The organism is Mycobacterium sp. 1245805.9, from assembly GCF_001672915.1.
Classification (GTDB): Bacteria; Actinomycetota; Actinomycetes; order Mycobacteriales; family Mycobacteriaceae; genus Mycobacterium.
Window position 1 is genome coordinate 25,678 of the sequence record NZ_LZKR01000085.1, and the last position, 26,163, is coordinate 51,840.

26 protein-coding genes, 2 tRNA genes and 1 pseudogene are annotated in these 26,163 nt (G+C 69.5%); 16 read left to right on the plus strand and 13 right to left on the minus strand.

Annotated elements, in window-relative coordinates; all coding sequences use genetic code 11:
• Window positions 1–224 precede the first annotated feature (224 nt).
• The gene (gene wrbA, locus A9X00_RS12505; RefSeq protein WP_067153346.1) at window positions 225–824 is read right to left on the minus strand and encodes an NAD(P)H:quinone oxidoreductase; all 600 of its coding nucleotides are present in this window, start codon (window positions 822–824) and stop codon (window positions 225–227) included.
• Window positions 821–2,260, minus strand: coding sequence for an NAD(P)/FAD-dependent oxidoreductase (locus tag A9X00_RS12510; protein ID WP_067153348.1), 1,440 nt, complete (start codon window positions 2,258–2,260; stop codon window positions 821–823). The genes wrbA and A9X00_RS12510 overlap by 4 nt, the downstream gene beginning before the upstream one ends.
• A gap of 29 nt (window positions 2,261–2,289) precedes the next feature.
• Between A9X00_RS12510 and serA the strand changes: the two genes are divergently transcribed.
• The gene (gene serA / locus A9X00_RS12515) at window positions 2,290–3,876 is read left to right on the plus strand and encodes a phosphoglycerate dehydrogenase (protein ID WP_067153350.1); all 1,587 of its coding nucleotides are present in this window, start codon (window positions 2,290–2,292) and stop codon (window positions 3,874–3,876) included.
• Between the two features lie 49 nt (window positions 3,877–3,925).
• Window positions 3,926–4,936: a 3-isopropylmalate dehydrogenase gene (locus tag A9X00_RS12520; protein ID WP_067153352.1), complete on the plus strand. Its 1,011-nt coding sequence runs from the start codon at window positions 3,926–3,928 to the stop codon at window positions 4,934–4,936.
• Between the two features lie 133 nt (window positions 4,937–5,069).
• Here the strand turns inward: A9X00_RS12520 and A9X00_RS29835 are convergent.
• Window positions 5,070–6,134 (minus strand): annotated as a pseudogene (locus tag A9X00_RS29835) (MFS transporter); the annotation flags it as partial.
• A 69-nt stretch (window positions 6,135–6,203) separates the two neighbouring features.
• Here A9X00_RS29835 and A9X00_RS12535 point away from each other — a divergent pair.
• The 4 genes from A9X00_RS12535 (at window position 6,204) to A9X00_RS12550 (ending at window position 8,775) form a co-directional block, all read left to right on the plus strand.
• Window positions 6,204–7,004, plus strand: a complete 801-nt coding sequence (locus A9X00_RS12535; protein ID WP_067153358.1) for a fumarylacetoacetate hydrolase family protein — start codon at window positions 6,204–6,206, stop codon at window positions 7,002–7,004.
• A complete protein-coding gene (gene gltX / locus A9X00_RS12540) occupies window positions 7,001–8,455 on the plus strand; it encodes a glutamate--tRNA ligase (RefSeq protein WP_082975151.1) in 1,455 nt (484 codons plus the stop codon). The genes A9X00_RS12535 and gltX overlap by 4 nt, the downstream gene beginning before the upstream one ends.
• 103 nt (window positions 8,456–8,558) lie before the next feature.
• Window positions 8,559–8,630: transfer RNA gene (locus A9X00_RS12545), tRNA-Gln, on the plus strand.
• A gap of 72 nt (window positions 8,631–8,702) precedes the next feature.
• Window positions 8,703–8,775, plus strand: a tRNA-Glu gene (locus A9X00_RS12550).
• 7 nt (window positions 8,776–8,782) lie between these two features.
• Here A9X00_RS12550 and A9X00_RS12555 read toward each other — a convergent pair.
• Together A9X00_RS12555 and A9X00_RS12560 are read right to left on the minus strand one after the other, a co-directional pair.
• Entirely contained in the window at window positions 8,783–9,295 is a 513-nt protein-coding gene (locus A9X00_RS12555) for a pyridoxamine 5'-phosphate oxidase family protein (RefSeq protein WP_067153361.1), read from the minus strand.
• A gap of 37 nt (window positions 9,296–9,332) precedes the next feature.
• Complete coding sequence (locus tag A9X00_RS12560) at window positions 9,333–10,034, minus strand: IclR family transcriptional regulator (RefSeq protein WP_067153363.1); 702 nt, start codon at window positions 10,032–10,034, stop codon at window positions 9,333–9,335.
• Window positions 10,035–10,099: 65 nt separating this feature from the next.
• Between A9X00_RS12560 and leuC the strand changes: the two genes are divergently transcribed.
• From leuC to A9X00_RS29840, 3 genes are all read left to right on the plus strand, one after another.
• Window positions 10,100–11,536 (plus strand): 3-isopropylmalate dehydratase large subunit, encoded by a 1,437-nt coding sequence (gene leuC, locus A9X00_RS12565; RefSeq protein ID WP_067153365.1) that lies wholly within the window; start codon window positions 10,100–10,102, stop codon window positions 11,534–11,536.
• Window positions 11,537–11,554: 18 nt separating this feature from the next.
• Window positions 11,555–12,151, plus strand: coding sequence for a 3-isopropylmalate dehydratase small subunit (gene leuD, locus A9X00_RS12570; protein ID WP_067153367.1), 597 nt, complete (start codon window positions 11,555–11,557; stop codon window positions 12,149–12,151).
• Between the two features lie 214 nt (window positions 12,152–12,365).
• Window positions 12,366–13,007 (plus strand): HU family DNA-binding protein, encoded by a 642-nt coding sequence (locus A9X00_RS29840; protein WP_082975153.1) that lies wholly within the window; start codon window positions 12,366–12,368, stop codon window positions 13,005–13,007.
• A gap of 64 nt (window positions 13,008–13,071) precedes the next feature.
• Here A9X00_RS29840 and A9X00_RS12580 read toward each other — a convergent pair whose 3' ends face one another.
• From A9X00_RS12580 to cofC, 3 genes are all read right to left on the minus strand, one after another.
• Window positions 13,072–14,019, minus strand: a complete 948-nt coding sequence (locus A9X00_RS12580) for an NUDIX hydrolase (RefSeq protein WP_067153371.1) — start codon at window positions 14,017–14,019, stop codon at window positions 13,072–13,074.
• Window positions 14,020–14,083: 64 nt separating this feature from the next.
• Window positions 14,084–16,273, minus strand: a complete 2,190-nt coding sequence (locus tag A9X00_RS12585) for an RNA degradosome polyphosphate kinase (protein ID WP_067153373.1) — start codon at window positions 16,271–16,273, stop codon at window positions 14,084–14,086.
• Between the two features lie 105 nt (window positions 16,274–16,378).
• On the minus strand, window positions 16,379–17,035 hold the full coding sequence (cofC, locus tag A9X00_RS12590) for a 2-phospho-L-lactate guanylyltransferase (RefSeq protein ID WP_067153375.1): 657 nt from the start codon (window positions 17,033–17,035) through the stop codon (window positions 16,379–16,381).
• Between the two features lie 90 nt (window positions 17,036–17,125).
• Between cofC and A9X00_RS12595 the strand changes: the two genes are divergently transcribed.
• The gene (locus A9X00_RS12595; RefSeq protein ID WP_067153377.1) at window positions 17,126–18,136 is read left to right on the plus strand and encodes an NAD(P)H-dependent glycerol-3-phosphate dehydrogenase; all 1,011 of its coding nucleotides are present in this window, start codon (window positions 17,126–17,128) and stop codon (window positions 18,134–18,136) included.
• 79 nt (window positions 18,137–18,215) lie between these two features.
• Window positions 18,216–19,325, plus strand: coding sequence for a D-alanine--D-alanine ligase family protein (locus A9X00_RS12600; protein WP_067153379.1), 1,110 nt, complete (start codon window positions 18,216–18,218; stop codon window positions 19,323–19,325).
• A 5-nt stretch (window positions 19,326–19,330) separates the two neighbouring features.
• Here the strand turns inward: A9X00_RS12600 and A9X00_RS12605 are convergent, their stop codons facing one another.
• Window positions 19,331–19,846 (minus strand): DUF3515 domain-containing protein, encoded by a 516-nt coding sequence (locus A9X00_RS12605; RefSeq protein WP_082975154.1) that lies wholly within the window; start codon window positions 19,844–19,846, stop codon window positions 19,331–19,333.
• Between the two features lie 172 nt (window positions 19,847–20,018).
• Between A9X00_RS12605 and A9X00_RS12610 the strand changes: the two genes are divergently transcribed.
• From A9X00_RS12610 to A9X00_RS12625, 4 genes are all read left to right on the plus strand, one after another.
• Entirely contained in the window at window positions 20,019–20,987 is a 969-nt protein-coding gene (locus A9X00_RS12610) for a thiamine-phosphate kinase (protein WP_067153383.1), read from the plus strand.
• A 65-nt stretch (window positions 20,988–21,052) separates the two neighbouring features.
• Window positions 21,053–21,343 carry a DUF1330 domain-containing protein gene (locus tag A9X00_RS12615; RefSeq protein WP_067153385.1) on the plus strand — a complete coding sequence of 97 codons (291 nt, stop codon included), beginning with the start codon at window positions 21,053–21,055 and terminating at the stop codon, window positions 21,341–21,343.
• Window positions 21,340–22,023, plus strand: a complete 684-nt coding sequence (locus A9X00_RS12620) for a uracil-DNA glycosylase (RefSeq protein WP_067153387.1) — start codon at window positions 21,340–21,342, stop codon at window positions 22,021–22,023. The genes A9X00_RS12615 and A9X00_RS12620 overlap by 4 nt, the downstream gene beginning before the upstream one ends.
• Before the next feature lie 5 nt (window positions 22,024–22,028).
• Window positions 22,029–22,961 carry an NADP-dependent oxidoreductase gene (locus tag A9X00_RS12625; protein WP_067153428.1) on the plus strand — a complete coding sequence of 311 codons (933 nt, stop codon included), beginning with the start codon at window positions 22,029–22,031 and terminating at the stop codon, window positions 22,959–22,961.
• Between the two features lie 23 nt (window positions 22,962–22,984).
• On the opposite strand, the gene A9X00_RS12630 is transcribed toward A9X00_RS12625, so the two are convergent.
• The 3 genes from A9X00_RS12630 to A9X00_RS12640 are packed head-to-tail and all read right to left on the minus strand — an operon-like array spanning window position 22,985 to window position 24,683.
• Window positions 22,985–23,491: a carbonic anhydrase gene (locus A9X00_RS12630; protein ID WP_067153389.1), complete on the minus strand. Its 507-nt coding sequence runs from the start codon at window positions 23,489–23,491 to the stop codon at window positions 22,985–22,987.
• Window positions 23,488–24,003 carry a hypothetical protein gene (locus A9X00_RS12635; protein ID WP_067153391.1) on the minus strand — a complete coding sequence of 172 codons (516 nt, stop codon included), beginning with the start codon at window positions 24,001–24,003 and terminating at the stop codon, window positions 23,488–23,490. The genes A9X00_RS12630 and A9X00_RS12635 overlap by 4 nt, the downstream gene beginning before the upstream one ends.
• Window positions 24,000–24,683 (minus strand): DJ-1/PfpI family protein, encoded by a 684-nt coding sequence (locus tag A9X00_RS12640; RefSeq protein WP_197515145.1) that lies wholly within the window; start codon window positions 24,681–24,683, stop codon window positions 24,000–24,002. The genes A9X00_RS12635 and A9X00_RS12640 overlap by 4 nt, the downstream gene beginning before the upstream one ends.
• Before the next feature lie 100 nt (window positions 24,684–24,783).
• Here A9X00_RS12640 and A9X00_RS12645 point away from each other — a divergent pair, with 100 nt between their 5' ends.
• Entirely contained in the window at window positions 24,784–25,767 is a 984-nt protein-coding gene (locus tag A9X00_RS12645) for a GlxA family transcriptional regulator (protein WP_067153395.1), read from the plus strand.
• A gap of 7 nt (window positions 25,768–25,774) precedes the next feature.
• Here A9X00_RS12645 and rpmB read toward each other — a convergent pair whose 3' ends face one another.
• Complete coding sequence (gene rpmB / locus A9X00_RS12650) at window positions 25,775–25,969, minus strand: 50S ribosomal protein L28 (RefSeq protein ID WP_066930307.1); 195 nt, start codon at window positions 25,967–25,969, stop codon at window positions 25,775–25,777.
• Window positions 25,970–26,163: the final 194 nt, after the last annotated feature.

Consider the following 26,163-nt stretch of genomic DNA (forward strand, 5'->3'; position numbering starts at 1 on the left):
CAGGCGATCACCGGGCGAGTCGGTTGCTGCCTCGGACACGGCCAGATCGTACTCGGCAACTAATGATCGCGGTGTGGGATCGGATCAGGACGCCGTGGATTGGATTGGATCCATTTAGCAAGTGTTGAAAAATTTAGACGCACAATTCTTTTCACAATGTGCAAGATGCTCGCGCCTCGGCACCCGGCCGGGCGCCGCGCGTCGACACGGTCTCGCCGTGACTCTCAAGACGTCAGGCGCCCGGCGACGTCCACCACCCGGCGGGCCAGGTGGTCGAGGGCGTCGTCGATTGGCTCGTCGAATTCGTTGATGTTGTCGTGGGTCGACACCAGGCTCACCCCGTACGGGTTGCCGTCGACGAACTTGACCGGATCGGTGTAACCCGGCGGCACGATGATGCCGCCGAAATGCATCAGCGTGAAGTACAGCGAGATCAGCGTGGTCTCCTGGCCACCGTGCCGGGTGTTGGACGACGTGAAGGCCGCGTAGACCTTGTCGGCGAGCTTGCCTTCGGCCCACAGCCCGCCCAGCGAGTCCAGGAAGGCGCGCAATTGCGAGGCGGGCGAACCGAACCGGGTCGGCGAGCCGAAGATGACCGCGTCGGCCCACACGATGTCGTCGCCGGTGGCCGCCGGAAGGTCCTTGGTCGCTTGGTAGTTCGCGGTCCAGGCTGGGTTGTGCGCGAACGATTCCGCGTCGTGGGTTTCGGCGACGTGACGCACGCGCACTTCGGCGCCGGCCGACTCGGCGGCCGCGGCGACGCGGTTGGCCATCGCGGTGCCGTGACCGGTTGCCGAGTAGTAGATGATCGCGAGTTTTGTCACGGTGTCAGCTTAGGCATGCCCAGGCCGAATTCACGGCGCAACAAGGCGCGTGCGGCGTAGTAGCCGGACATGCCGTGCACCCCGCCGCCGGGCGGGGTGGCCGCCGAGCACAGATACACCTTCGGAATCGGCGTGCTCCAAGGGTTTAGCCGCGGCGTGGGGCCGGCGATCGCGCGCCAGGCGGAATTTGCGCCCATTCCGATGTCGCCGCCGACGTAGTTGGCGTTGTGGACGGCCATCCTTGCGGCGGGCACCGCGCGGGACGCCACCACGATGTCGCGGAAGCCGGGTGCGAACCGCTCCACGATCCCGGTGACGGCCTCGGTGGCGTCGACGGTGGAACCGGACGGCACATGGACATACGTCCAGAACGGGCGGCGGCCCACGATGTCGATGCGGCCCGGGTCCGCGATGTGCGGCGACGCGGCCAGCACCATCGGCCACTGCGCGTGACGCCCGGCCGCGATGTCGGTCTCGGCCCGCGCCATCTGCTCGCGGGTGCCGCCCAGGTGCAGGGTCGGCGCCCGCCCCAGCCGCGCGTCGGCCCATGGGATGTCCTCGCTGAGCACGAAGTCGACCTTGGCGACGCCGGGGCCAAACCTGTAGCGGCGCAACGCGTTGGCGTAGCGATCGGGAAGCGCGTCACCGTAGATCCGCAGCAGCGCCGTCGGCGCGGTGTCGAACGCGACTATTCCGTCGGGCGGCCGCGTGACCTCGGTGCCGGCGGTCAGCTCGCCGCCGTGCGCGCGCAGGTCGGCGATCAGCGCGTCGGTGATCGCCTGGCTGCCCCCGACCGGGATGGGCCAGCCGACCGAATGCGCGAGCGTGGCCAGCATCAGCCCGGCGCCGGCGGCCGTCAACGACGGCATCCGCGAAATCACATGCGCGGCAACGCCGGTGAACAGGGCGCGCGCATCCACACCGTTTAGGAAGCCGACCAGCGACCCCCAGGCGGGGGTTCCCTGCGCCAGCATCCGCACGCCCAGGTGCAGCGCGGCCGGCAGCGACCGCGGCACCGATCGCTTGTCGCCGAGCAGCAATGCCACGACTGCGTCCGACTGCTCGACCAGCGGCCCGAGCAGTCGCCGCCACGACGCGCCGTGCTCCAGCTCCGCGCAGGTGCGCTCGAGATCTCGGTAGGCGATCACCGCCGGGCGGCCTGGCAGCGGGTTGGCGTAGGAAATCTCCGGGACCGCCAGTCGCACGCCGCGCGCGGGCAGGTCGAACGCCGCGAAGAATGGCGACGCCAGCGCCAGCGGGTGAACCGCCGAGCACACGTCGTGTAAGACTCCCGGAGAATCTGGGTCGGGCGCGGTGCGGGCGCCGCCGCCGAAGGTCGGTTGGGCCTCGATGACCTGCACTTTCAGGCCCGCGCGGGCGCAGATCACGGCCGCGGTGAGCCCGTTGGGTCCGCTGCCGATGACGGTGACGTCCACCCGTCAATTACAGCCGATAGGCTGGCCGGGTGAATCTGCCTGTTGTACTGATTGCCGACAAACTCGCCGAATCAACCGTCGCCGCCTTGGGGGACCAGGTCGAGGTGCGTTGGGTGGATGGCCCGGACCGGCCCAAGCTGCTGGCCGCCGTCCCCGAGGCCGACGCGCTGCTGGTGCGATCGGCCACCACCGTCGACGCCGAGGTGCTCGCGGCCGCCCCCAAGCTGAAGATCGTGGCCCGCGCCGGGGTCGGTCTGGACAACGTCGACGTCGACGCGGCGACCGCGCGGGGGGTGCTGGTGGTCAACGCGCCCACGTCGAACATCCACAGCGCCGCCGAACACGCGATGGCGCTGCTGTTGGCCGCGGCCCGCCAGATCGCGGCGGCGGATGCGACGCTGCGGGAGCACACCTGGAAGCGGTCGAAGTTCTCCGGCACCGAAATCTTCGGCAAGACGGTCGGTGTCGTCGGGCTGGGCCGCATCGGCCAGCTGTTCGCGCAACGGATCGCGGCGTTCGGCACGCACGTCGTCGCCTACGACCCGTACCTCGCGCCGGCCCGCGCCGCGCAGCTCGGCATCGAGCTGCTGTCCCTGGACGACCTGCTGGCCCGCGCCGACTTCATTTCGGTGCACCTGCCGAAGACGCCGGAGACGGCGGGCCTGATCGACAAGGAGGCGCTGGCGAAGACGAAGCCCGGCGTCATCATCGTCAACGCGGCGCGCGGCGGCCTGGTGGACGAGGCGGCGCTGGCCGACGCGGTGAACAGCGGGCACGTCCGCGCCGCCGGCCTCGACGTGTTCGCCACCGAACCGTGCACGGACAGCCCGCTTTTCGAGCTGCCGCAGGTGGTGGTGACACCGCACCTGGGGGCCTCCACCGCCGAGGCGCAGGATCGGGCCGGCACCGACGTCGCCGAAAGCGTGCGGCTGGCGCTGGCGGGGGAGTTCGTTCCCGACGCCGTCAACGTCGGCGGCGGCGTGGTCAGCGAGGAGGTGGCGCCCTGGCTGGACCTGGTGCGCAAGCTCGGGGTGCTGGCCGCCGCGCTGTCGGGCGAGGTGCCGGTGTCGTTGTCGGTGCAGGTCCGCGGCGAGCTCGCCTCCGAAGACGTTGAGGTGCTTAAGCTTTCGGCGCTGCGCGGCCTGTTCTCGGCGGTCATCGACGAGCCGGTGACGTTCGTCAACGCGCCTTCGCTGGCGGCCGAGCGCGGCGTTTCCGCCGAGATCACCACCGCGTCCGAAAGCCCCAACCACCGCAGCGTCGTCGACGTGCGGGCGGTCGCCCACGACGGCTCGTGCGTGAACGTGGCGGGCACGCTGTCCGGGCCGCAGCTGGTGGAGAAGATCGTCCAGATCAACGGCCGCAACTTCGACCTGCGCGCCCAGGGCACCAACCTGGTGATCAACTACGCCGACCAGCCCGGGGCGTTGGGCAAGATCGGCACGCTGCTGGGCTCGGCCGGGGTGAACATCCAGGCGGCGCAGCTGTCCGAGGACGCCGAGGGGCCGGGCGCGACGATCCTGCTGCGGCTGGACCAGGATGTGCCGGGCGACGTGCGATCGGCGATCGCGGCGGCCGTCGACGCCAACAAACTCGAAGTGGTTGACCTGTCGTGAAACTCGCCGGCGACGATGCAGAGCGAAGCGATGAGGAGGAGCGGCGCCGATGAAGTTGGCTGTTATCGGCGGCGACGGGATCGGACCCGAGGTGGTGGGCGAGGCCGTCAAGGTCCTCGACGCCGTCGTGCCGAACGTCGAAAAGACCAGCTACGACCTGGGCGCCCGTCGCTACCACGCCACGGGCGAGCTGCTGCCGGACTCGGTGCTCGCCGAATTGCGGGAGCACGACGCCATCCTGCTCGGGGCGGTCGGCGACCCGTCGGTACCCAGCGGCGTGTTGGAGCGAGGCCTGTTGCTGCGCCTGCGCTTTGAGCTCGATCACCACGTCAACCTGCGACCGGGCCGGCTGTACAAGGGGGTGAGCAGCCCGTTGGCGGGAAACCCCGAGATCGACTTCGTCGTCGTGCGCGAGGGCACCGAGGGCCCCTACACCGGCAACGGCGGCGCGATCCGCGCCGGAACGCCCAACGAGGTGGCCACCGAGGTCAGCGTGAACACCGCGTTCGGTGTGCGGCGCGTGGTGCGCTACGCGTTCGAGAAGGCCCGGCTGCGCCGCAACCACCTGACGCTGGTGCACAAGAACAACGTGCTGACGTTCGCCGGGAAGCTGTGGACGCGGATCGTGGCCGAGGTCGGCGCGGAATATCCCGACGTCGAGGTCGCCTACCAACACGTTGACGCCGCCACCATCTTCATGGTCACCGACCCCGGCCGATTCGACGTGATCGTCACCGACAACCTGTTCGGCGACATCATCACCGACCTGTCCGCGGCGGTGTGCGGCGGAATTGGCTTGGCCGCCAGCGGAAATATCGACGCCACCCGGGCCAATCCCTCGATGTTCGAGCCGGTGCACGGCAGCGCCCCCGACATCGCCGGTCAGGGGATCGCCGATCCGACCGCGGCGATCATGTCGGTGGCGCTGCTGCTTTCCCACCTCGGCGAGGACGCTGCGGCTGCCCGGGTGGATGGGGCTGTCGAGACCTATCTGGCAACTCGTGGGAGCGAACGGCGCGCCACCAGCGACGTCGGCGAACGGATCGCAGCCGCGCTCTAGTTTCCAGGCCGGGCGGCAGCAACCGGATCGGCACCAAGGGCACGGCCGCCAGCGGGAACAACCCGCACAGCAGCCACGCCGACGGGTATCTCGCCGCGCCGATCAGCACGCCGAACAGCGGCGGCCCGACGGCCGCCATCACGCGCTGGGTGGTGTTCTGGATGCCCAGGGCGCGCCCGCTCCAGAACGGGCCGGCGAACTCGGTGATGGCCGTCGCCTCCAGCCCGTTGTCGAGCACGGCGAACACCGAGATGGCGACCATCAGCGGGATGTCGAACCGCGAATCGAGCTGGTCGGAAAGCGCCAACAGAAACAGGGTCAACGCGGCGACGGCGGCGATGACGGCGACCGGCAGCATGCGCGAGCCGATGCGATCGGACCAGCGGCCCACCGCGACTCGGCCCGCCGCGCCCAACAGCTGCGACAGGGTGACCAGGCCGCCGGCCGCGGCGACCGACCAGCGGTGGTGGTTCATCAGCCAGACCAGCATGAACGTGACGGTCACCGTTTGCGGCATCATGAGCAGGCCCGCGACGGCGTGGATTCGCCACAGCACCGACGACCCGCGGTACGGGCTGGCCAGTTCCGCCTTGGTCGCCGTCTCCCGGGGCTTGCGCACCGGGTCGACGATGCCGACCGCGCTCGCCAGCGCCGCCGCCGTGCACACCAGCGCCGGAAATATCAGCCCCGCATGCACGCCGCGCTCGGCCAGCTCGGGCATGACCAGCGCGCCCGCCGCGATGCCCAACGGCTGCGCGGTCTGCCGGATGCCCATCGCCAGGCCCCGCTGCTGCGGGGGAAACCACGCCGACACCAGCCGGCCGCCGGCGGTGTTGCAACTCGCGGCGGCCATGCCGCCGAGGAACAGGTAGACCGCGACCCACACCATCGAGTGCACCGACGCCGCGGCGTACGCGGCGGCCGCGGTCAGACCCGAGCCCAGCGTCAGCACCAGCCGCTCGCCGACGCGGTCCAGCACGTAGCCCCATGCGATGAGCGTCACCACCATGCCCCAGCTCGGCATCGACGCGAGCAGGCCGGCCTCGGCCAGCGGGGTGCCCCGCGTCGCCTCCAGCGACGGGATCAGGAAGGCGACGCCGTTGATGAATAGGAAGGAGCTGGTCGTCACGAATAGCGAGACGATCATGATCGACGATCGCTTGCCGGCGCCGACGGCGGCAGGGTGCCCCTTGGGCATCAGTCCATGCTTGCACACGGCCGGCACCGGTTGCGGGAGCCGCTACTAGCCATCACTAGGCTTCTGCGAATGCGCCTCGGTCGAATCGCCAGCCCGGACGGTGTCGCCTTCGTCAGCATCGAGGGCGAACTCGACGATCCCGCCGCACTGACCGCCCGGGAGATCGCCGAGCACCCGTTCGGCACCCCGACCTTCACCGGACGATCGTGGCCGCTGGCCGACGTCCGGCTGCTGGCGCCGATGCTGGCCGGCAAGGTGGTCTGCGTCGGCAAGAACTACGCCGATCACATCGCGGAGATGGGCAGCTTCGAAACGGGCCCGGCGCCGGCGGACCCGATCATCTTCCTCAAGCCCAACACCGCGATCATCGGGCCCAACGTGCCGATTCGACTGCCCGCCAACGCATCACCGGTGCACTTCGAGGGCGAGTTGGCGGCGGTCATCGGTCGGCCCTGCAAGGACGTTTCGGCCGCCCAGGCCGCCGAGAACATCCTCGGCTACACCATCGCCAACGACGTGTCGGCGCGCGACCAACAAAAGGCCGACGGCCAATGGACCCGAGCCAAGGGCCATGACAGCTTCTGCCCCGTCGGGCCGTGGATCGTCACCGATGTCGACCCGGCGGACCTCGAACTGCGCACCGAGGTCAACGGCGAGGTGAAGCAACACAGCCGCACCTCGCTGATGATCCACGACGTCGGCGCCATCGTGGAGTGGATCTCGGCCGTGATGACGCTGCTGCCCGGCGACCTCATCCTGACCGGCACTCCTGCCGGCGTCGGGCCCATTGAGGACGGCGACACGGTGTCCATCACCATCGAGGGCATCGGCAGCCTCACCAATCCCGTTGTCCGCAAGGGAAAGTCGTGACCGTTCGAGTCCGGTTCTGCCCGTCGCCCACCGGCACCCCGCACGTCGGCATGGTGCGCACCGCGCTGTTCAACTGGGCCTACGCGCGACACACCGGCGGCACCTTCGTCTTTCGCATCGAGGACACCGACGCGGCGCGCGACACCGAGGAGAGCTACCTGGCGCTGCTCGACGCGCTGCGCTGGCTCGGCCTGGACTGGGACGAGGGGCCGGAGGTCGGCGGTCCCTACGGGCCGTACCGGCAGTCGCAGCGCGGCGAGATCTACCGCGACGTGGTGGCGCAGCTGCTCGAGGCGGGCGAGGCCTATTACGCCTTCTCGACGCCGGAGGAGGTCGAGGCGCGCCACATCGCCGCGGGCCGAAACCCCAAGCTGGGCTACGACAACTTCGACCGGCAGCTGACCGATTCGCAGCGCGCGGCGTTCCTCGCCGAGGGCCGTCAGCCGGTGGTGCGGCTGCGCATGCCCGACGACGACCTCGCGTGGGACGACCTGGTGCGCGGTACCACCACCTTCGCGGTGGGCAGTGTGCCCGATTTCGCGCTCACGCGCGCGAGCGGAGATCCGTTATACACCTTGGTCAACCCGGTCGACGACGCGCTGATGAAGATCACCCACGTGCTGCGCGGCGAGGACCTGCTTCCGTCCACGCCGCGCCAGCTGGCGCTGTATCGGGCGCTGACGCGGATCGGTGTGGCCGAGCGCACACCGCAATTCGCGCACCTGCCAACCGTGTTGGGCGAGGGCACCAAGAAGCTGTCCAAGCGCGACCCGCAGTCGAACCTGTTCGCGCACCGCGACCGCGGCTTCATCCCCGAGGGCCTGCTGAATTACCTTGCGCTGCTGGGCTGGGCGATCGCCGACGACCACGACCTGTTCAGCCTGGACGAAATGGTCGCCGCGTTCGACGTCGTCGACGTCAATTCCAACCCGGCCCGGTTCGACCAGAAGAAGGCCGACGCGATCAACGCCGAGCACATCCGGATGCTCGACCCCGCCGACTTCACCGCCAGGCTGCGCGACTACTTCGACACGCACGGCTTCGACACCGGGCTCGACGACGCGGGATTCGCCGAGGCCGCCGAGCTGGTGCAGACGCGCATCGTCGTGCTGAGCGACGCGTGGGAATTGCTGAAGTTCCTCAACGACGACGAATACGCGATCGAGGAGAAGGCGGCCGCCAAGGAACTCGGCCCGGACGGCATTGCGGTCTTGGAGGCCGCGCTGGCCGCGTTGGACGGCGTGACGGAGTGGACAACCGAGCGGATCGAGGCCGCGCTCAAGGCCGCGCTCATCGACGGGCTGGCGCTCAAACCGCGCAAGGCGTTCGGCCCGATCCGCGTCGCCGCGACGGGGACAACGATCAGCCCGCCGCTGTTCGAATCGCTCGAGCTGCTGGGCCGCGAGCGCAGCCTGGCGCGGTTGCGGGGCGCGCGCGACGGGGCGCTCTGAGTTTTTGGTAGTCTGCACAGCGGTTTACAAAGGCCGACGACGGCCGGCCACGGCGGCGCGGGTAACCGCAGAACCGTTGTGACCAGCAGTTTTAGGCAGCCAATGGGGTATGGTGTAATTGGCAACACAGCTGATTCTGGTTCAGCCATTCTAGGTTCGAGTCCTGGTACCCCAGCAAGATCGCGGCACGGCTTGCGATTAGGTCGCCCCTCTCCGGTGAGCTATGCTGGCTGCTCGGATCGGTTCAGGCCCCGTCGTCTAGCGGCCTAGGACGCCGCCCTCTCACGGCGGTAGCGTGGGTTCGAATCCCATCGGGGCTACAAACAACTACTGGCCGGTCCCCAGCACGGCCGGGGCGGTCGACCCGCCCACCGGCATGGGCGGCAATCCCAACTTGCGGTGATCCCACGAGCGCGCGCGGCGGGCCACGATGCGCACGCACACGCGCTTGTTCATCATCTGCTCGACGAAGGGCTTCATCTCGTCGGTGTAGGGGCCGGTGTAGCGCTCGAACACGCTGACACCCACCCGGTGCGCGACGTCGGGATCGTCGACGATCTCCGCGACGCCCTCGAACGACACCCCGCGCAGCGTGTCGTAGGTGTCGCCGTCCTCGATCAGAAAGCTCACCCGCGGATCCCGGGTGAGGTTCACCGCCTTCTGCGACTTGGCCTTGGTCTCCAGCCAGACCTCGCCGTCGACGACGGCGTACCACATGGCGGTCAGGTGCGGCTGGCCATCGGGGCCGACGGTGGCGAGTGTTCCGGTGCGGCTCTTGACGACGAAGTCGGCGATCTCGTCCTCCGACATGACGATGCTCGCGCGCTGATTGGTTCCCATGCCGGTCAGTTTGTCAGGTCCGCTGCTCGCCGCAGGACTAGAGCCGGCGGGTAAGCGCGTCGGCCGCGGACAGCAGATCGGCGGCCCAGCGTGCCCCCGGGCGGCGCCCGATGCGATCGACGGGCCCGGACACCGATATCGCGGCGATGACGACACCGCGGCCGTCGCGCACCGGCGCCGACACGCTGGCCACCCCGGGCTCGCGCTCGGCGACGCTTTGCGCCCAACCGCGCCGGCGCACTTCGGCAAGCGCCCGGTCGGTGAATTTCGCCGACGGCAGCACGGCCTTCTGGACTGTCGCGTCGGCATAGGCGAGTAGCACCTTGGCCCCCGAGCCCGCCGTCATCGGCAGGCGCGCCCCGACCGGCACCGTATCGCGAAGACCCGCAGCCGGTTCCAGGGCGGCCACGCAGACCCGCGACGCGCCCTCGCGGCGGTACAACTGCACGCTCTCGCCGGTGGTCTCGCGCAGGCCGGCCAGCACGGCCGCGCCGGCGGCCAGCAGCGGATCGTTGACGCGCGCGGCCAGTTCGGTGACGGCGGGGCCCAGCCGCCAACGCCCTTCGTCGTCGCGGCCCGCCAGCCGATGAACTTCCAGCGCGGCCGCCAGCCGGTAGGCGGTGGCCCGGGGCAACCCGGTTCGCTCGCACAGTTCGGCCAGGCCGCACGGGGATTCCGCGATCGTGTGTAGCACGCCCACCGCTTTGTCGAGGACGCCGATGCCGCTATGCTGTCTCACAAGGAGATACTAGCGTCTCGTATACTGAGATGACAGCCGAAGGACCGGATAGGGGCGAATTCGATATGGGATCCGAAGCCAAGCCGCGCACCCTGGCCGAAAAGGTTTGGGACGACCATGTTGTGGCGTCCGGGGGCGGTTCCGACCAAGCGGGGGCCCCTGACTTGATCTACATCGACCTGCATCTGGTGCACGAGGTGACCAGCCCGCAGGCGTTCGACGGCCTGCGCCTGGCCGGCCGGCCGGTGCGGCGCCCCGACCTGACGCTGGCCACCGAGGACCACAACGTGCCGACGGTCGACATCGACAAGCCGATCGCCGACCCGGTGTCGCGCACGCAGGTCGAGACGTTGCGGCGCAACTGCGCGGAATTCGGCGTCCGGCTCTATCCGATGGGCGACATCGAACAGGGCATCGTGCACGTCGTCGGCCCGCAATTGGGGCTCACGCAGCCGGGGATGACGATCGTGTGTGGCGACAGTCACACGTCGACGCACGGCGCATTTGGCGCGCTGGCCATGGGGATTGGCACCTCGGAGGTGGAGCACGTGCTGGCCACCCAGACCCTGCCGCTGCGGCCGTTCAAGACGATGGCGGTGAATGTCGACGGGCAGTTGCCCGCCGGCGTGACCGCCAAGGACATCATCCTCGCGCTGATCGCGAAGATCGGCACCGGCGGCGGGCAGGGTCACGTCATCGAATACCGCGGCAGCGCCATCGAATCGCTGTCGATGGAAGGCCGGATGACGGTCTGCAACATGAGCATCGAGGCCGGCGCCCGCGCGGGCATGGTGGCGCCGGACGAGACCACGTACGAGTTCTTGCGCGGCCGCCCGCACGCCCCGACGGGCGCGCAGTGGGACGCCGCCGTGGCCAACTGGCAGCAGCTGCGCACCGACCCCGGCGCCGTCTTCGACACCGAGGTCTACCTCGACGCGGCCTCGTTGAGCCCGTTCGTCACGTGGGGGACCAACCCCGGCCAGGGTGTGCCGCTGGGCGCGGCCGTGCCCGACCCCGAACTGATGACCGACGACGGCGAGCGGCAGGCCGCCGAGAAAGCCTTGGCGTACATGGACCTTCGACCGGGCACGCCGATGCGCGAGATCGGGGTGGACGCCGTGTTCGTCGGCTCTTGTACCAACGGTCGTATCGAAGACCTGAGGGTGGTGGCCGACGTGTTGCGGGGGCGCAAGGTCGCCCCGGGGGTGCGGATGCTCGTCGTGCCGGGCTCCATGCGGGTGCGCGCGCAGGCCGAAGCCGAAGGGCTGGGCGAGGTTTTCACCGCCGCGGGCGCCGAGTGGCGCCAGGCCGGATGCTCGATGTGCCTGGGCATGAACCCCGATCAGCTGTCCCCGGGGGAGCGGTGCGCCGCCACGTCGAACCGCAACTTCGAAGGGCGGCAGGGCAAAGGGGGCCGCACTCACCTGGTATCCCCGGCCGTCGCCGCGGCCGCCGCGGTCCGGGGCACGCTGTCCTCGCCGGCCGACTTGAACTCCAACTGATTTTGAATCGAGGACGAAATGGAAGCCTTTCGCACCCACACCGGCATCGGGGTGCCGCTGCGGCGGTCCAATGTCGACACCGACCAGATCATTCCGGCGGTGTTCTTGAAGCGGGTAACCCGAACCGGTTTCGAGGACGGCTTGTTCGCCACGTGGCGCTCGGATCCCTCATTCGTGCTCAATCTCAGCCCCTTTGACCGCGGCTCGGTTCTGGTGGCCGGACCCGATTTCGGCACCGGGTCGTCGCGTGAGCATGCGGTGTGGGCGCTCATGGACTACGGGTTCCGGGTCGTCATCTCGTCTCGGTTTGGTGACATTTTTCGGGGCAACGCCGGCAAGGCGGGGCTGTTGGCGGCGGAAGTTTCTCAAGACGGCGTCGAACTGCTTTGGAAGCTCATCGAGCAGAGCCCCGGCTTGGAAATCACTGCCAATCTTCAAGATCGAAATATCACCGCCGGAACGACGGTGCTGCCGTTCAAGATTGACGACCACACCGCGTGGCGATTGCTCGAAGGCCTCGACGATATAGGCCTTACGCTGCGGAAACTCGACCAGATCGAGGCATTCGAGTCGGCGCGCCCGGAGTGGAAACCGCGCACTCTGCCCGCCTCCTGAAGGGCCGATCGGGACGGTGATTTCACCCCCGACCGGATAGGTAGCCCGTCTTATTTTGGGCCCGCGCCACCGGTCAAGGGCGGCAACCGGATTGCGAAAAATGCGCTCGTTCCGTCCTGAAATTGCGCGTGGCTCTTGGAAATTTGCTGGGTGAGGGTTTACCGTGTTCGCAGTCGGTTCCCAAAAATGGGACCACTGGCTTCGGAGGGTTTGGATGAACAAAGCAGAGCTCATAGATGTGCTCACACAGAAATTGGGCTCGGACCGTCGGCAGGCGACCGCCGCCGTCGAGAATGTTGTCGACACCATTGTGCGCGCCGTGCACAAGGGCGACAGCGTCACCATTACCGGGTTCGGTGTCTTCGAACAGCGGAGGCGCGCGGCGCGGGTGGCCCGCAATCCGCGTACGGGCGAGACGGTAAAGGTTAAGCCGACATCGGTCCCAGCGTTCCGGCCCGGTGCTCAATTCAAAGCGGTTGTGTCTGGCGCACAGCGCCTCCCGGCGGAAGGACCTGCAGTGAAACGTGGTGTGGTAGCGGCCGGCGCAGCCAAGAAGGCGGCGAAGAAGGCTCCGGCGAAGAAGGCGGCGAGCAAGGCTCCGGCCAAGAAGGCTGCGGCCAAGAAGGCCCCGGCCAAGAAGGCCGCGGTGAAGAAGGCCCCCGCCAAGAAGGCCGCGACCAAGGCTCCGGCCAAGAAGGCCGCGGTGAAGAAGGCTCCCGCCAAGAAGGCCGCAGTGAAGAAGGCTCCGGCCAAGAAGGCCGCAGTGAAGAGGGCGCCGGCCAAGAAGGCAGCGAGCAAGGCTCCGGCCCGCAAGGCTCCCGCCAAGAAGGCCGCCGCTCGGCGCGGTCGCCGGTAGGAAGTTCCACACGCGGATGCCCTTCGGGGTGGCGGCAATGCCCCACCCGGAGGGTATTTGCGTGTCAGGCCCGCACGTTGGCGGCCAGCGCGCCGCCGATGTGGTCGGCCGCCACCAGGCGGCCGCCTGACAGGGACAGCACCCACGTACTGCCCTTGTGGTTGCGCGATTTATCGGCGCGCACCCCGTCGCGTTCGCACCACCACGCGATGAGGTCCGGAATCACCTTGCCCTGCGTGCAAATCACGGGCGTGCCTGCCTCCTCGGCGATGCGCAGCATCCGGTGGCGCGCACGCTTGGGACTCTTCGCGTAGGACTCCTCGGTGAGGGCCGGCTCGTTGTGGACCGTCACGCCGAGTTCTTCGGCGAGGGGTTCGACCGTCTGGTGGCAGCGCAACCGGTCCGCCGCATACACGTCGGTTGCGCCGAAGGCCAGCAGCTGGGGAACCAGTGCCTCCGCCTGCGCGCGGCCCCGCTTGTCGAGCGGGCGTTTGGTGTCGTCGCCTTTGAAACGTGATTTCCGGCCGGCGGTGCCGTGCCGGACCACCAGCACGGTGCGCGTGTCTTCGGGCTGTTTCGCGAAGTGGCGCAACATCTTTCGATCATGCGGGTAGGTGAGTCTGTCCTTCGCCTCGGCGACCGGCAGCCACACCAACTCATCGACTTCGCGTCCGGGCGCGAAGTCGCCGCCGGTGTCGCGCGCCGCCCAGTAATAGACCTTCTTGACGCCCTGGTCGATCGGATAGCTCACCATGTCGAGTCGCCGGCCGAGGATGGCGCGGTGGCCCGTCTCCTCGAACACCTCGCGGACCGCTGCCACCGGGGCCGTCTCGCCGGGGTCCACCTTGCCCTTCGGCAGCGACCAGTCGTCATAGCGGGGGCGGTGGATCAGGGCCACCTCGAGGCTTGGGTCCGCCGTATCGTCGCCGCACCTGCGCCACAGCACCGCGCCCGCCGCGTACACGATCTTGCTTCCCGACCGCCGACCCGCCGACGAGGTCTGGTTCGACACCTAAACTCCTGCAGGTCAATTCGCTCGCGGTCGTGGATGCGACCTGGAAGCTACCACACGGGCGTCAGGGGCTGCGGTGCCGCTCCATCAGCGATTCCTGATGGTCGCGCACGCTGTGGCCCTCCTGGGGCGACGCGGTCCACTGCCCGTCGGAACCCAGTTCCCAGCACCGGGTCGACGGGTCCAACGCGGACTCGAACAGGTCGTCCAGATAGGCCGTGAGTCGCGGATCCTTGACCTGAACCAGCGCCTCGACGCGCCGGTCGAGGTTGCGGTGCATCATGTCGGCGCTGCCGATCCAGAACTCGTTGAGGCGGTTGAAATGCATGATCCGCGAGTGCTCCAGGAAGCGCCCGAGGATCGAACGGACCGAGATGTTCTCCGAGAATCCCTCCGCACCCGGGCGCAGCGCGCAGATGCCGCGCACCACCACCTCGACCTGCACCCCGGCCCGCGACGCGCGATACAACGCGTCGATCACCTGCTCGTCGACCAGAGCGTTCATCTTCATCCGGATCCGCCCGCCACCGTGTTCGCGGTGGGCGGCGATCTCGCGCTCGACGCGTTCGATGATCCCCGTGCGAATGCTGTGCGGGGCCACTAAGAGATTGCGATAGGAAACCTTGCGCGAGTAGCCGGTAAGCGAATTGAACAGATCGGTCAGATCGGCCCCGATTTCGGGGGACGCCGTGAGCAGACCGACGTCCTCGTACAGCCGCGCCGTCTTCCCGTTGTAATTGCCGGTCCCGATGTGGCAGTACCGACGGATCGCCGAACCTTCGCGGCGCACCACGAGGCAGGTCTTGCAGTGCGTCTTCAGCCCGACGTAGCCGTAGACCACGTGGACGCCCGCCTGCTCAAGTGTGCGGGCCCAGCGGATGTTGGCCTGCTCGTCGAAGCGCGCCTTGATCTCCACCATGGCCACCACTTGCTTTCCGGCCTCGGCCGCGGAGATCAGCGCCCGAACGATCGGCGAATCACCGGAGGTGCGGTACAACGTCTGTTTGATCGCCAGCACGTTGGGGTCGGCGGCGGCCTGCTCGATGAATCGCTGCACGCTGGTGGAAAACGAGTCGTACGGATGATGAAGCAGCACATCGCCTTCGCGCAGCGTCGCGAAGATGCTCCGCGGTGTCTCGCGGTCGGCGAAGGCGGGGTGGGTGTCGGGAACGAAGGTCGGATCCTTGAGTGCCGGCCGCTCGATCCCGTAGATCTGCCACAACGACGAAAGGTCGAGCAGCCCCGGCACTTCGATGACGTCACCGGGATGCACGTCGAGTTCGCGCAGCAGCAGCTCCAGCATGCTTTCGGTCATGTCGTCGGCGATCTCGAGCCGCACCGGGGAACCGAAACGCCTGCGCGCCAACTCGCGCTCCAGTGCCTGCAGTAGGTCCTCGTCGCGGTCCTCTTCAACCTCGTAGTCCGCGTTGCGGGTGATGCGGAACGCGTGATGCTCAACGATTTCCATGCCCGGGAACAGCTCGGGCAGGAACGCCGCGATCAGTTCTTCCATCGGGAGATAACGGACGATTTCCGGTCCTTCACCGTCGGCGCCGCGGGTGTCGAGCTCGACGAAGCGATCGACGTTGTTCGGCACCTTGACCCGGGCAAAGTGCTGGCCACCATCCTCAGGCTGGCGCACCATGACCGCCAGGTTCAGGCTCAACCCGCTGACGAACGGGAACGGGTGAGCGGGGTCGACGGCCAGCGGCGTCAGGACGGGAAAGACTTGTTCGGTGAAATACGTCGACAATTCGTCGCGCTCGGCCTGATCCAGATCGGCCCACGTGACGATGTGGATGCCTTCCTCGGCGAGCGCCGGTCGCACCGAGTCGAGGAACACCCGCGCGTGCCTGGTGGCGATTCGCTGGGTCTGTTCGCCGATGCGGGCCAGTTGCTCACGCGGTGTCAGCCCGTCGGCCGACCGGACGGACAGGCCCATCTCGTCGCGGCGCTTGAGGCCGGCGACCCGCACCATGTAGAACTCGTCGAGATTGGAGGCGAAGATCGCCAGGAACTTCGCGCGTTCCAGCAGCGGCAGCGAGTTGTCGTCGGCCAGCGCGAGCACACGCGCGTTGAAGTCCAGCCAGCTCAGTTCGCGGTTGAGGTAGCGGTCCTCGGGCAGCTCGTCGGAGATCGCGGCGGGCGTCGCGGCCGGTGGCGCCGCCACGTCGGCCTCGCCTGAATGCCATGTGGTCTCGTCGGGCCGTGCCTCGGCTTCGGTTTCGGTCACCATGCGATCATTGCTCATCATCCGCTGGTGCTGCTAGCGCTCGGCGGACATCCATTCGCAGTTGGCGCGCCGTTCATCGCTCGTACAGATTTGCTGGTGCCGGAATTCGCTATTGCTGCGCTCGTACTATTTGATGGCCCGGGCGGTCGCCGCCCCCACGCCGAGACGACGCGCGGCCGCCAGGTCGGCGGGCGTGTCGACGTCGCACCGCAGGCCGGGCCAGGCGCCCGTGAGTTCGATCGCGCCCGAACGCCGGTGCCGCGCGCACGAATCCGGGCCGAACTGTGGATCCAGCGCGGCGCCGAAAGCGCAGAGCGCGGCGGTTCCCGTCGCCAACCGGTCGGCGACGAAGCTGCGCCGGTGCTGGCGCGCGGCGGCGATCGCCTCGGCCAACTCCTGGGTCTGCAACGCGGGCAAGTCGCCTTGCAGCACAACGACATTGGTGAAGGCGCCGGCCACCGCCCGTTCGGCGGCGACGATCGCACTGTTCAGCGGGTCGCGGTCGCCCTCGGGCGTCGGGTCGGCCAGCACGGCGGCGCCGAGTTCGGCCGCCGCGGCCGCCGCGGCGTCGTCGGGCGTGACGACGGTGATCGAGCCCAGCGCCTCGACACCAGACGCGGCGGTCAGGGTGTCGACCAGCATGGCCAGCACCACCTTCTCGCGCCGGGACGCCGAGAACACCGGGGCCAGCCGGGTCTTCGCGGCGGCCAGCCGCTTGACGGCGATGATCAACGCGACGTCACCCGCGCCGTCGTCCGCCCCCTCGGCCCGTGTGCCGCTCATCCCGCCATCCTGCCAGCGCGACCGCGGCGACCGGCCGTCGCGGTAGCGTGATCCGCGTTGATGGCATAACCGCTCGGACGGGGGTGACGGATGGCCGGCACAGAGGGCGCCGTTGCGGTGATGGGCGCCGGTGCCTGGGGCACCGCGCTGGCCAAGGTGCTCGCTGACGCGGGCGGAGAAGTCGTGCTGTGGGCGCGGCGCTCCGACGTGGCCGACGAGATCAACGCCACCCGTTACAACCCCGCCTATCTCCCCGGCACGCTGTTGCCGCCCGGCATCCGCGCCACCACCGACGCGAGCGAGGCCCTGGCCGGCGCGACGACGGTGCTGCTGGGGGTGCCGGCGCAGACGATGCGCGGCAACCTCGAGCGATGGGCGCCGTCGGTGGCCGACGGCGCGACCCTGGTCAGCCTGGCCAAGGGCATCGAGCTGGGCTCGCTCATGCGGATGAGCCAGGTGATCGTTTCGGTGACCGGAGTGGATGCCGCACAGGTCGCGGTCATCTCGGGGCCCAACCTGGCCAGTGAGATCGCCCAGTGTCAGCCCACCGCCACGGTGGTCGCGTGCAGCGACTCCGGGCGCGCGGTCGCCGTGCAGCGGATGCTCAACAGCGGCTACTTCCGTCCCTATACCAATAGTGATGTGGTCGGCACCGAGATCGGCGGGGCGTGCAAGAACGTCATCGCGCTCGCCTGCGGCATGGCGGCCGGCGTCGGGCTCGGCGAAAACACCGCCGCGGCGATCATCACCCGGGGCCTGGCCGAGATCATGCGGTTGGGGATAGCGCTCGGCGCCAAGGGGGCGACGCTGGCCGGGCTGGCCGGCGTCGGGGACCTGGTGGCCACCTGCACCTCGCCGCACTCGCGCAACCGGTCGTTCGGCGAATGCCTGGGCCGCGGCGGGACCCTGGAGTCGGCCACGCAGGCGGGGGAGGGGCACGTCGTCGAGGGGGTGACGTCCTGTGAGGCGGTGCTGGCGCTGGCGTCCAGCTACGACGTCGAGATGCCGCTCACCGACGCCGTGCACCGGGTGTGTCACAAGGGATTGTCGGTGGAGGAGGCGATGGCGCTGCTGCTGGGCCGCAGCACCAAGCCCGAATGAGGCGCCCCGGCGCGCGAAAGCCCAGGTGGCGGTGCGGTGCCCGACCCCGCGGCGGATGTACCGGTAGCCTCTCCAGGTTGTGAATGCCAGCGAGCGCGTGCGCGTCGCCGTCGTGTTCGGCGGGCGCAGCAACGAGCACGCCATCTCGTGCGTGTCGGCCGGCAGCATTCTGCGCAACCTCGACCCGCAGCGCTTCGAGGTGATCGCGATCGGCATCACGCCGCAGGGTTCGTGGGTGCTCACCGACGGCGACCCGGATGCGCTTGCGATCACCGACCGGCAGTTGCCCGAGGTGACCGCCGATTCGGGGACCGAGCTGGCCCTGCCGGCGGATCCCCTGCGCGGCGGTGAGCTGGTGTCGCTGTCGCCGGGCGCCGGCGAGGTATTGACGGCGGTCGACGTGGTGTTTCCGGTGCTGCACGGCCCCTATGGCGAGGACGGCACGATCCAAGGCCTGCTCGAACTCGCCGGCGTGCCCTACGTCGGCGCCGGGGTGCTGGCCAGCGCCGCGGGCATGGACAAGGAGTTCATGAAGAAGCTCCTTGTCGCCGAGGGACTTCCGGTCGGTCCGCACGCGGTGCTGCGCGCGCCCCGGGCGGCGCTGGACCTCGACGAGCGCGAGCGGCTTGGCCTGCCGGTGTTCGTCAAACCCGCGCGCGGCGGTTCCTCGATCGGCGTCGGGCGGGTCGCGAGTTGGGACGAGCTGCCCGCCGCGGTCGCGAACGCCCGCCGGCACGATCCGAAGGTGATCGTCGAGGCGGCGATCAACGGTCGCGAGCTGGAGTGCGGCGTCCTCGAAATGCCCGACGGCACAGTGCAAGCCAGCACGGTGGGCGAGATCCGGGTGGCCGGGGTGCGGGGGCGCGAGGACTCGTTCTACGACTTCGCGACGAAATACCTCGAGGACGCAGCCGAATTGGACGTGCCCGCGAAGGTCGAGGACGACATCGCGGATGCGGTGCGCCAGTTGGCGATCCGGGCGTTCAAGGCCATCGACTGCCAGGGCCTGGCCCGGGTCGACTTTTTTCTCACCGAAAACGGGCCGATCATCAACGAAATCAACACGATGCCGGGTTTCACGACCACCTCGATGTACCCGCGGATGTGGGCGGCCAGCGGGGTCGACTATCCGAACCTGCTCGCGATCATGGTGGAGACGGCGTTGGCGCGGGGCGTGGGTCTGCGCTAACCAAACTAGCGCGCGGGTGCCGGGTCGATGGGCACGGCGGCCATGGTGTGGTCGATCGCTTCGGAGAGCTGCTGGATGGGCGTCGGCCCCGATCCCGCGGGCAGCGTGAGCGCCACGTACACCGGCCGGTCGACCGTGTACCAGGTGGCCCGCGCGGCCTCACCCCCGGATTGCGGGCCAGCGGCCACCTCGAACCACTGCACCCGGTCGACGACCTGGATCGGTGAGCCCACCACGAACTCGGCGGGGCGGTCGAGCCCGCAGCGCAACACCACCGGCTGGCTGTCGGGCGAGGTCCGCCAGGCCGCCGCGCCGTCGGGCGCCGGCTGCGCCAGCTGCGCGCGTTGATAGTCCCCGAGCCGCTGCGGCAGCGCGTCGACCAGCGCCCGGCACGCGGCGCTGGTCGCCTGTGGCGCGGGGAAGGCCGCGACGGTCACCGGCTGCGGTGGCGCCTGGCGGGTGGCCGCGATGGCCAGGATCACGCCGATCGCCGCGACGGCCACCGCCACCGCCGCGATCATCAGGGCACGCGGTGGTCCGGTATCGGTCGTGGGGCCGCTTGCGGGGTCGGTCGTCACCGCCCGCGCACCTCCTTGCTTCTCTTACACTGGCGCGGTCCGCTCGCGCGGGCAGGGATCTAACTTACCGCAGGTCGGGCGGCGTACGGTGGCGCGGGACGGCCGAGGAGGTGGCGTGCGCGACGACACATCGGGGGAACCCCCCACGCTGGCGCGGCTCGGAGAATTCGCGGTCATCGATCGGCTGGTAAGCGGCCGCCGGCAACCCGACGCGGTGCTGCTCGGCCCCGGCGATGACGCGGCGCTGGTGTCGGCGGGCGACGGCCGCAGCCTGGTCTCGACCGATGTGCTGGTGCAGGACCGGCACTTTCGGCTGGACTGGTCGACGCCCCACGACGTCGGCCGCAAGGCGATCGCGCAGAACGCGGCCGACATCGAGGCGATGGGCGGGCGCGCCACGGCCTTCGTCGTGGGCTTCGCGGCGGCCGCCGGCGCGCCGGCCGCGCAGGTCGACGCGCTGGTCGACGGGATGTGGGACGAGGCGGGCCGGATCGGCGCCGGCATCGCCGGCGGCGACCTGGTCAGTGCCCCGCTGTGGGTGTTGTCGGTGACGGTGCTGGGTGACCTCGGAGGCCGGGCTCCGGTGTCACGGTCCGGGGCGAAGGCCGGCTCGGTGATCGCCGTCGCCGGTCAGCTGGGCCGCTCCGCCGCCGGGTATTCGTTGTGGGAGAAGGGCATTGAGGGTTTCGAGGAGCTGCGGCGTCGCCACCTGGTGCCCCAGCCGCCCTACGGGCAGGGCGCCATGGCCGCCGCCGCGGGCGCGCAGGCCATGATCGATGTCTCCGACGGCCTGGTCGCCGACCTCCGCCACGTCGCCGAGGCGTCCGGGGTGGGCATTGACCTGTCCACCGCGGCGCTGGGCGCGGACCGCGACGCGCTGGCCGCCGCCGGGGACGCCGTCGGTCATGATCCGTTGGCGTGGGTGCTCGGCGGCGGCGAGGACCACGCCCTGGCGGCGTGTTTCGCCGGCCCGGTGCCGCCGGGGTGGCGCGTCATCGGCCACGCGCTCGACGGGCCGGCGCGGGTGTTGGTCGACGGCGCGGAGTGGAGCGGTTACGCGGGGTGGCAATCTTTCGCCCGGTGACGATGCGGGCCGTGTCGCGGCCCGAGGAGGAGGCGGGCATCGGAGTTGGCGCTAGGGTGACGCGAGTGACCGTCTACGCCATCGCCCAGCTGAAGTTCACCGACCGGGTGGCCTACGACCGGTACCAGGCGAGGTTCATGGACGTCTTCCGCCGTCACCCGGGAACGCTGCTGGCCGCCGACGAGTCGCCGAAGGTCGCCGAGGGGGCCTCCGACCGCGAGAAGGTGGTGCTGATGTCGTTTCCCGACGAGGCGGCGTTCCGGACGTTCGTGGAATCGCCCGAATACGAGGAGATCGCGAAGGACCGGCGGGCGGGGGCCGACACGGTGGTGCTGCTCGTGCAGGGGCTGCAATGACGGCGCGCCCGTTGAGCGAGCTCGTCGAGCCCGGCTGGGCCACCGCGCTCAAACCCGTCACGGACCAGGTCGCCGAGATGGGGCAGTTCCTGCGGGCGGAGATCGCCGCGGGTCGCCGCTACCTGCCGGCGGGCCCAAACGTGTTGCGCGCCTTCACCTATCCGTTCGACGACGTCAGGGTGCTGATCGTCGGGCAGGATCCCTATCCCACGCCCGGGCACGCCGTGGGCCTGAGCTTCTCGGTGGCGCCCGACGTGCGGCCGCTGCCCCGCAGCCTGGCGAACATCTTCGACGAGTACGCCGCCGACCTGGGCCACCCCCAGCCGGCGTGCGGCGACCTGTCTCCGTGGGCGGAGCGCGGCGTGATGCTGCTGAACAGGGTGCTCACGGTGCGTCCCAACAACCCGGCGTCGCACCGGGGCAAGGGCTGGGAGGCGGTGACCGAGTGCGCGATCCGCGCGCTGGCCGAGCGGTCGCTGCCGCTGGTGGCCATCCTGTGGGGCCGCGACGCGTCGACGCTCAAACCCATTCTGGCCGAAGGCAATTGCGTGGCGATCGAATCGCCGCATCCGTCGCCGCTGTCCGCGTCCCGCGGCTTTTTCGGCTCGCGCCCGTTCAGCCGCGCCAACGAGCTGCTGGTGGGAATGGGCGCCGACCCGATCGATTGGCGGCTGCCGTGACCGAGATGACCGCGCTGCGCGCGCACCGGCGGGGTGGCCCGGAGGTGCTGGTCGTCGAGCGCGCGCCCGTCCCGGTCCCCGCGGCCGGCGAGGTGTTGGTGGCGGTGCGCGCGGCGGCCATCACGTTCGACGAGCTGACCTGGGACGAGACGTGGACTGCCGACGGCGTCAGCCGGACCCCGGTCATCCCTTCGCATGAGGTTTCCGGCGTGGTGTCCGAGATCGGCTCGGGCGTAACGGATTTCCAAGCCGGCGACGAGGTGTACGGGCTGGTGGGATTCGATCGCGACGGCGCGGCGGCCGAATACGTCGCGGTTCCGGCCGCCGACCTGGCCGCCAAGCCTGCGACGGTGTCGCACGCCAGTGCGGCCGCGCTGCCGATGGGCGGGCTCACCGCCCTGCAGGCCCTGGTCGACCACGCCGCGGTGCGGCCCTCAGAGGAGGTCCTGGTGCACGGCGGGGCCGGCGGGGTCGGGCTTCTGACGGTCCAACTGGCCGCGATCCTCGGGGCGCGGGTCACCGCGACCGTGCGCAGCGATGCCGGCGAGCTCCTCCGCGGTTTGGGCGCCGCACGCGTAATCGACGTTCGCTCAGAAGCTTTCGACGAAGGCGGTGCCGCCTACGACGTCGTCATCGACACCGTCGGCGGCCAGACCTTGGACCGATCCTTTGGCGTGCTGCGCCGAGGCGGACGGTTGGTCACCCTCTCGGCGCCCCCGCCGGCCGGCAAGGCTGACGAATACGGCGTTTCGGCAACGTTCTTTATCGTCACGCCCAACGGTGACCAGCTCGCCGAACTCGCGGCGTTCGTGGACGGTGGCCGGCTGCACGTGGAGATCGCGGCGACCTTCCCGCTCGACAGGGGGCGGGAGGCGTTCGAAAGCGGACGGTTACCGCGCCGGCGAGCGGGAAAGACCGTCCTCGTCGTGCGCGACTGACGAGCGGCCCGCCCCGGCCACGTTCAGTCCGAGCGTCGCACCGTGCCGGATTCGAGGTCGTAGACCAGGCCGGTGATCGTCGTTTCCGGCGCCCGTGCGAACTCGCGCAAGAGATGGACGTCGTAGTTCACCGCGCGCCAGGGATCGGCGACGGTCAGCTTCGCCACGTCGTCCTCGTGGGTGCCCAGATAGGCGGCGACCAGCGCGGCGTGCTCCGGGGCGTCGAGCCGAGCCAGTCCGCAGTCGGTGTGGTGCATGACGAGGATCTCGAACACGGCGTCGATGCCCTCGACGGCGGCGACGGTGGACAGGACCAGCAGGCTTCGCAGCACGTCGGGGGTGACCCGGCCGCCGGGGTTGCGCAGCACGATCGCGTCGCCCGGCTGCAGACCGAGAACGTGTGCGGGGTCGACGCGGTGGTCGGCGCACGTGAGGACGATGGTTCGCAGTGCCGGTGTGAGCGAGCGGCTGGCGGTGGACAAGGTCTTTGCGCGCCGCGCGTTGCGGTCGATGAGCCTACTGACGCTCATGCGGTTTGCTCCCTCGTCGCGCGCTGCCGCAGCATCGGGTCGAGTTCGGTTCGGGCGAGGTTATTGATCAGGTTCCCGAGCATGTTTTCGGCGATGACCGCCGCGACGTCGATCATGGTTTGGGCGTCGATCCCCGCGGCGCGCGCGTCGTCGAGGTCCGCGTCGCTCAACTGGCCGCGAGCGTGGAGCATCCGCGCCGCGAACTCGACCTGGGCTTCGACGCCACGATTGTCGGCGTCGGCCGTCCGGGCGACGGCCCGCGCGGCGAGGCTATGCGCCGTCCGGCAGTACTCGCATCCGTTCGTCTCGGCGACGTGGATCGCGATGCGCTCTCGGGCCAGCGGCAAAACACTGCCCTGGGCGTTGAACTCGCCCGCCGTGAGGTAGAGGTCGGCCGCGTTGGTTCCGCGCGCCATGACACGGATGGTGTTCGGCAGCCAGCCGTATCGACCTCGCGCGGTGTCGAACGCGGGCAGCGGGGCGTCGGCGCGGACGGGTTCGATGCGGGTCATGCCGTCACCCGCGCCCAGGGCAGCTCGGCGGTCGCCAGCCGCTCCATCGCGGGACCGCTCTCGAACGCCAGCAGGAGCTGCTTCTCGCCGTCGGTCACGTCGGTGACGGCACCGCGGGCGAACGACGGCGGCGCGGGGAAATACTCGATGCCCAGTTGCACCAGACGCGCCATCTCCTCACCGGCGATCAGCCCCGCGAGGAACAACCCCGCATCGATGCTCGCCGACACGCCGGCGCCGGTGACGATCCGCCCGTCGCGGTGGAAGCGCTCGGGGACGACCTCGACGCCGTAGGAGGCCACGCGATCCCGCCAGCCCCAGTTGGTGGTCACGCTGACGCCACCGAGGACCCCGGCCGCCGCCAAAAGCGCGACCCCGTTGCAGATTCCGACGGTCCACGTCGTCGTTGCGTGCATCCGCGCTATCCAGCCAAGGAGGCCCGGTTCGCCGAGTGCCGCGCAGACGCCCGGTCCGCCCGGCACGTAAAGGATGTCGGCCGAGGCGATTTCGTCGATGCCGCGGTAGGCGACCAGCCCCAGGCGGCGGGTGTCGGCCGCGATCACACCAGGGGCCGCCGCGGCGAATTCGACCTCCACGCCTGGGACGTTGGCCAGCACTTCGTAACCGCCGACGACGTCCAGCGCCGTGAAGCCGTCGAACAGCACGACCGTCAGTCGCATGTCTTCCTCCTTGCCCATCAACACCGTGAGCTTCATGCTGGCGTGCGGAGGCGGACGGCACGAGTGGCGGAAATGCCACTAAAGCGGCTATTGTCGCCACATGGCGGATGCGGCCAGCCGGGTGGGCATTCTCGTCTACGACGGTTGCTTCGCGTCCGAGGCGTTCGCGGTGCTCGACGTGCTCACCCTCGCGAACCGGGTCGCGGAGTTCAACGGTCAACCGGTCCCGTTCATCCCGACACTCCATGCCGCTCGCGCTCGCGCTGTATCCGCCAGCGGCGGAATCGAAATGCGGGCTCCGCGCATGCGTTACAGCCTCGACCTGCTGGTGGTTCCGGGATTCGATCTGAGCCCGGCCCAGGACCTCGGCCGTCGGCTCGAGGCATGGGGGGACGAGATCGCGCTGCTGCGCCGCGTTGCGGCGCGGGGCATCCCGACCGCGAGCATCTGCGTCGGCGCCTTCTTGCTGGGCGAGGCCGGCATGCTCGGGGGACGGCGCGCGACCACCGCGTGGCTCTTCGCGGACGAGCTGGGCAGGCGGCACCCCGACGCGATCGTGGACCGCCACGCGCTGCTGATCGAGGACGGACCGATCACGACGACGGGCGCGTTCAGCGCGTCACTCGACCTGGCGCTGCACCTCGTCCGCGTGCGCGCGGGCGCCGCGGTGGCCCGCACCACATCGAAGATCACGCTGACCACACCGGGCCGTGCGCTGCAGTCGCCCTACATCGACGAGACCCTCGACGATCATGTGCGGCAAGGGTTCTCGACCAATGTTCGGCGCGACCTGCTGGCCAACCTGGATCGCGAGTACAACCTGGCCGAGCTCGCGGACGCGCATCACGTGAGCACCCGCACCATGCTCCGTCGATTCCGGGCCGAGACGGGCCAGACACCGCTGGACTTCCTCCAGGCGGCGCGCGTGTCCCGCGCGAAGCAACTCCTGGAAGCGACGGACCTCAGCGTCGAGCAGATCGCGCGGTCGGTGAGCTATCGGGACACCGGAACATTCCGGCGACTGTTCTCGGGCGCGGTGGGCTTGACGCCGTCGGACTACCGGCGCGCGTTCGCCACGGGTTGATGCGGCGCTAGCCGCGGACGACCTTGCCGGCCTTGATGCAGGACGTGCACACGTTCAGCCGCTTCTTGTTGCCACCCGGGCGGGTCACAACGTGTACGGTCTGGACGTTGGGGTCCCACCGGCGGCTGGTGCGGCGGTGGGAGTGCGACACCGACTTGCCGAAGCCGGGGCCTTTCCCGCAGATATCGCACACAGCGGCCATTGTTCAAGCTCCTCAAATGATCGGGGTCCGGCTCGGCGGTCTGGCAAGCGCCGGGACAGCCCGGAATGACTCGGGCCAGCCCAGGATACCGACTGACATGGGCAACCACCAAAACGATCAACACCCGTCCGGCGACGTGGCCCCGGCAATGTCGCCGGCTCTGGCTAGGCTCGATGGGTCGGCGCACTCAGGCA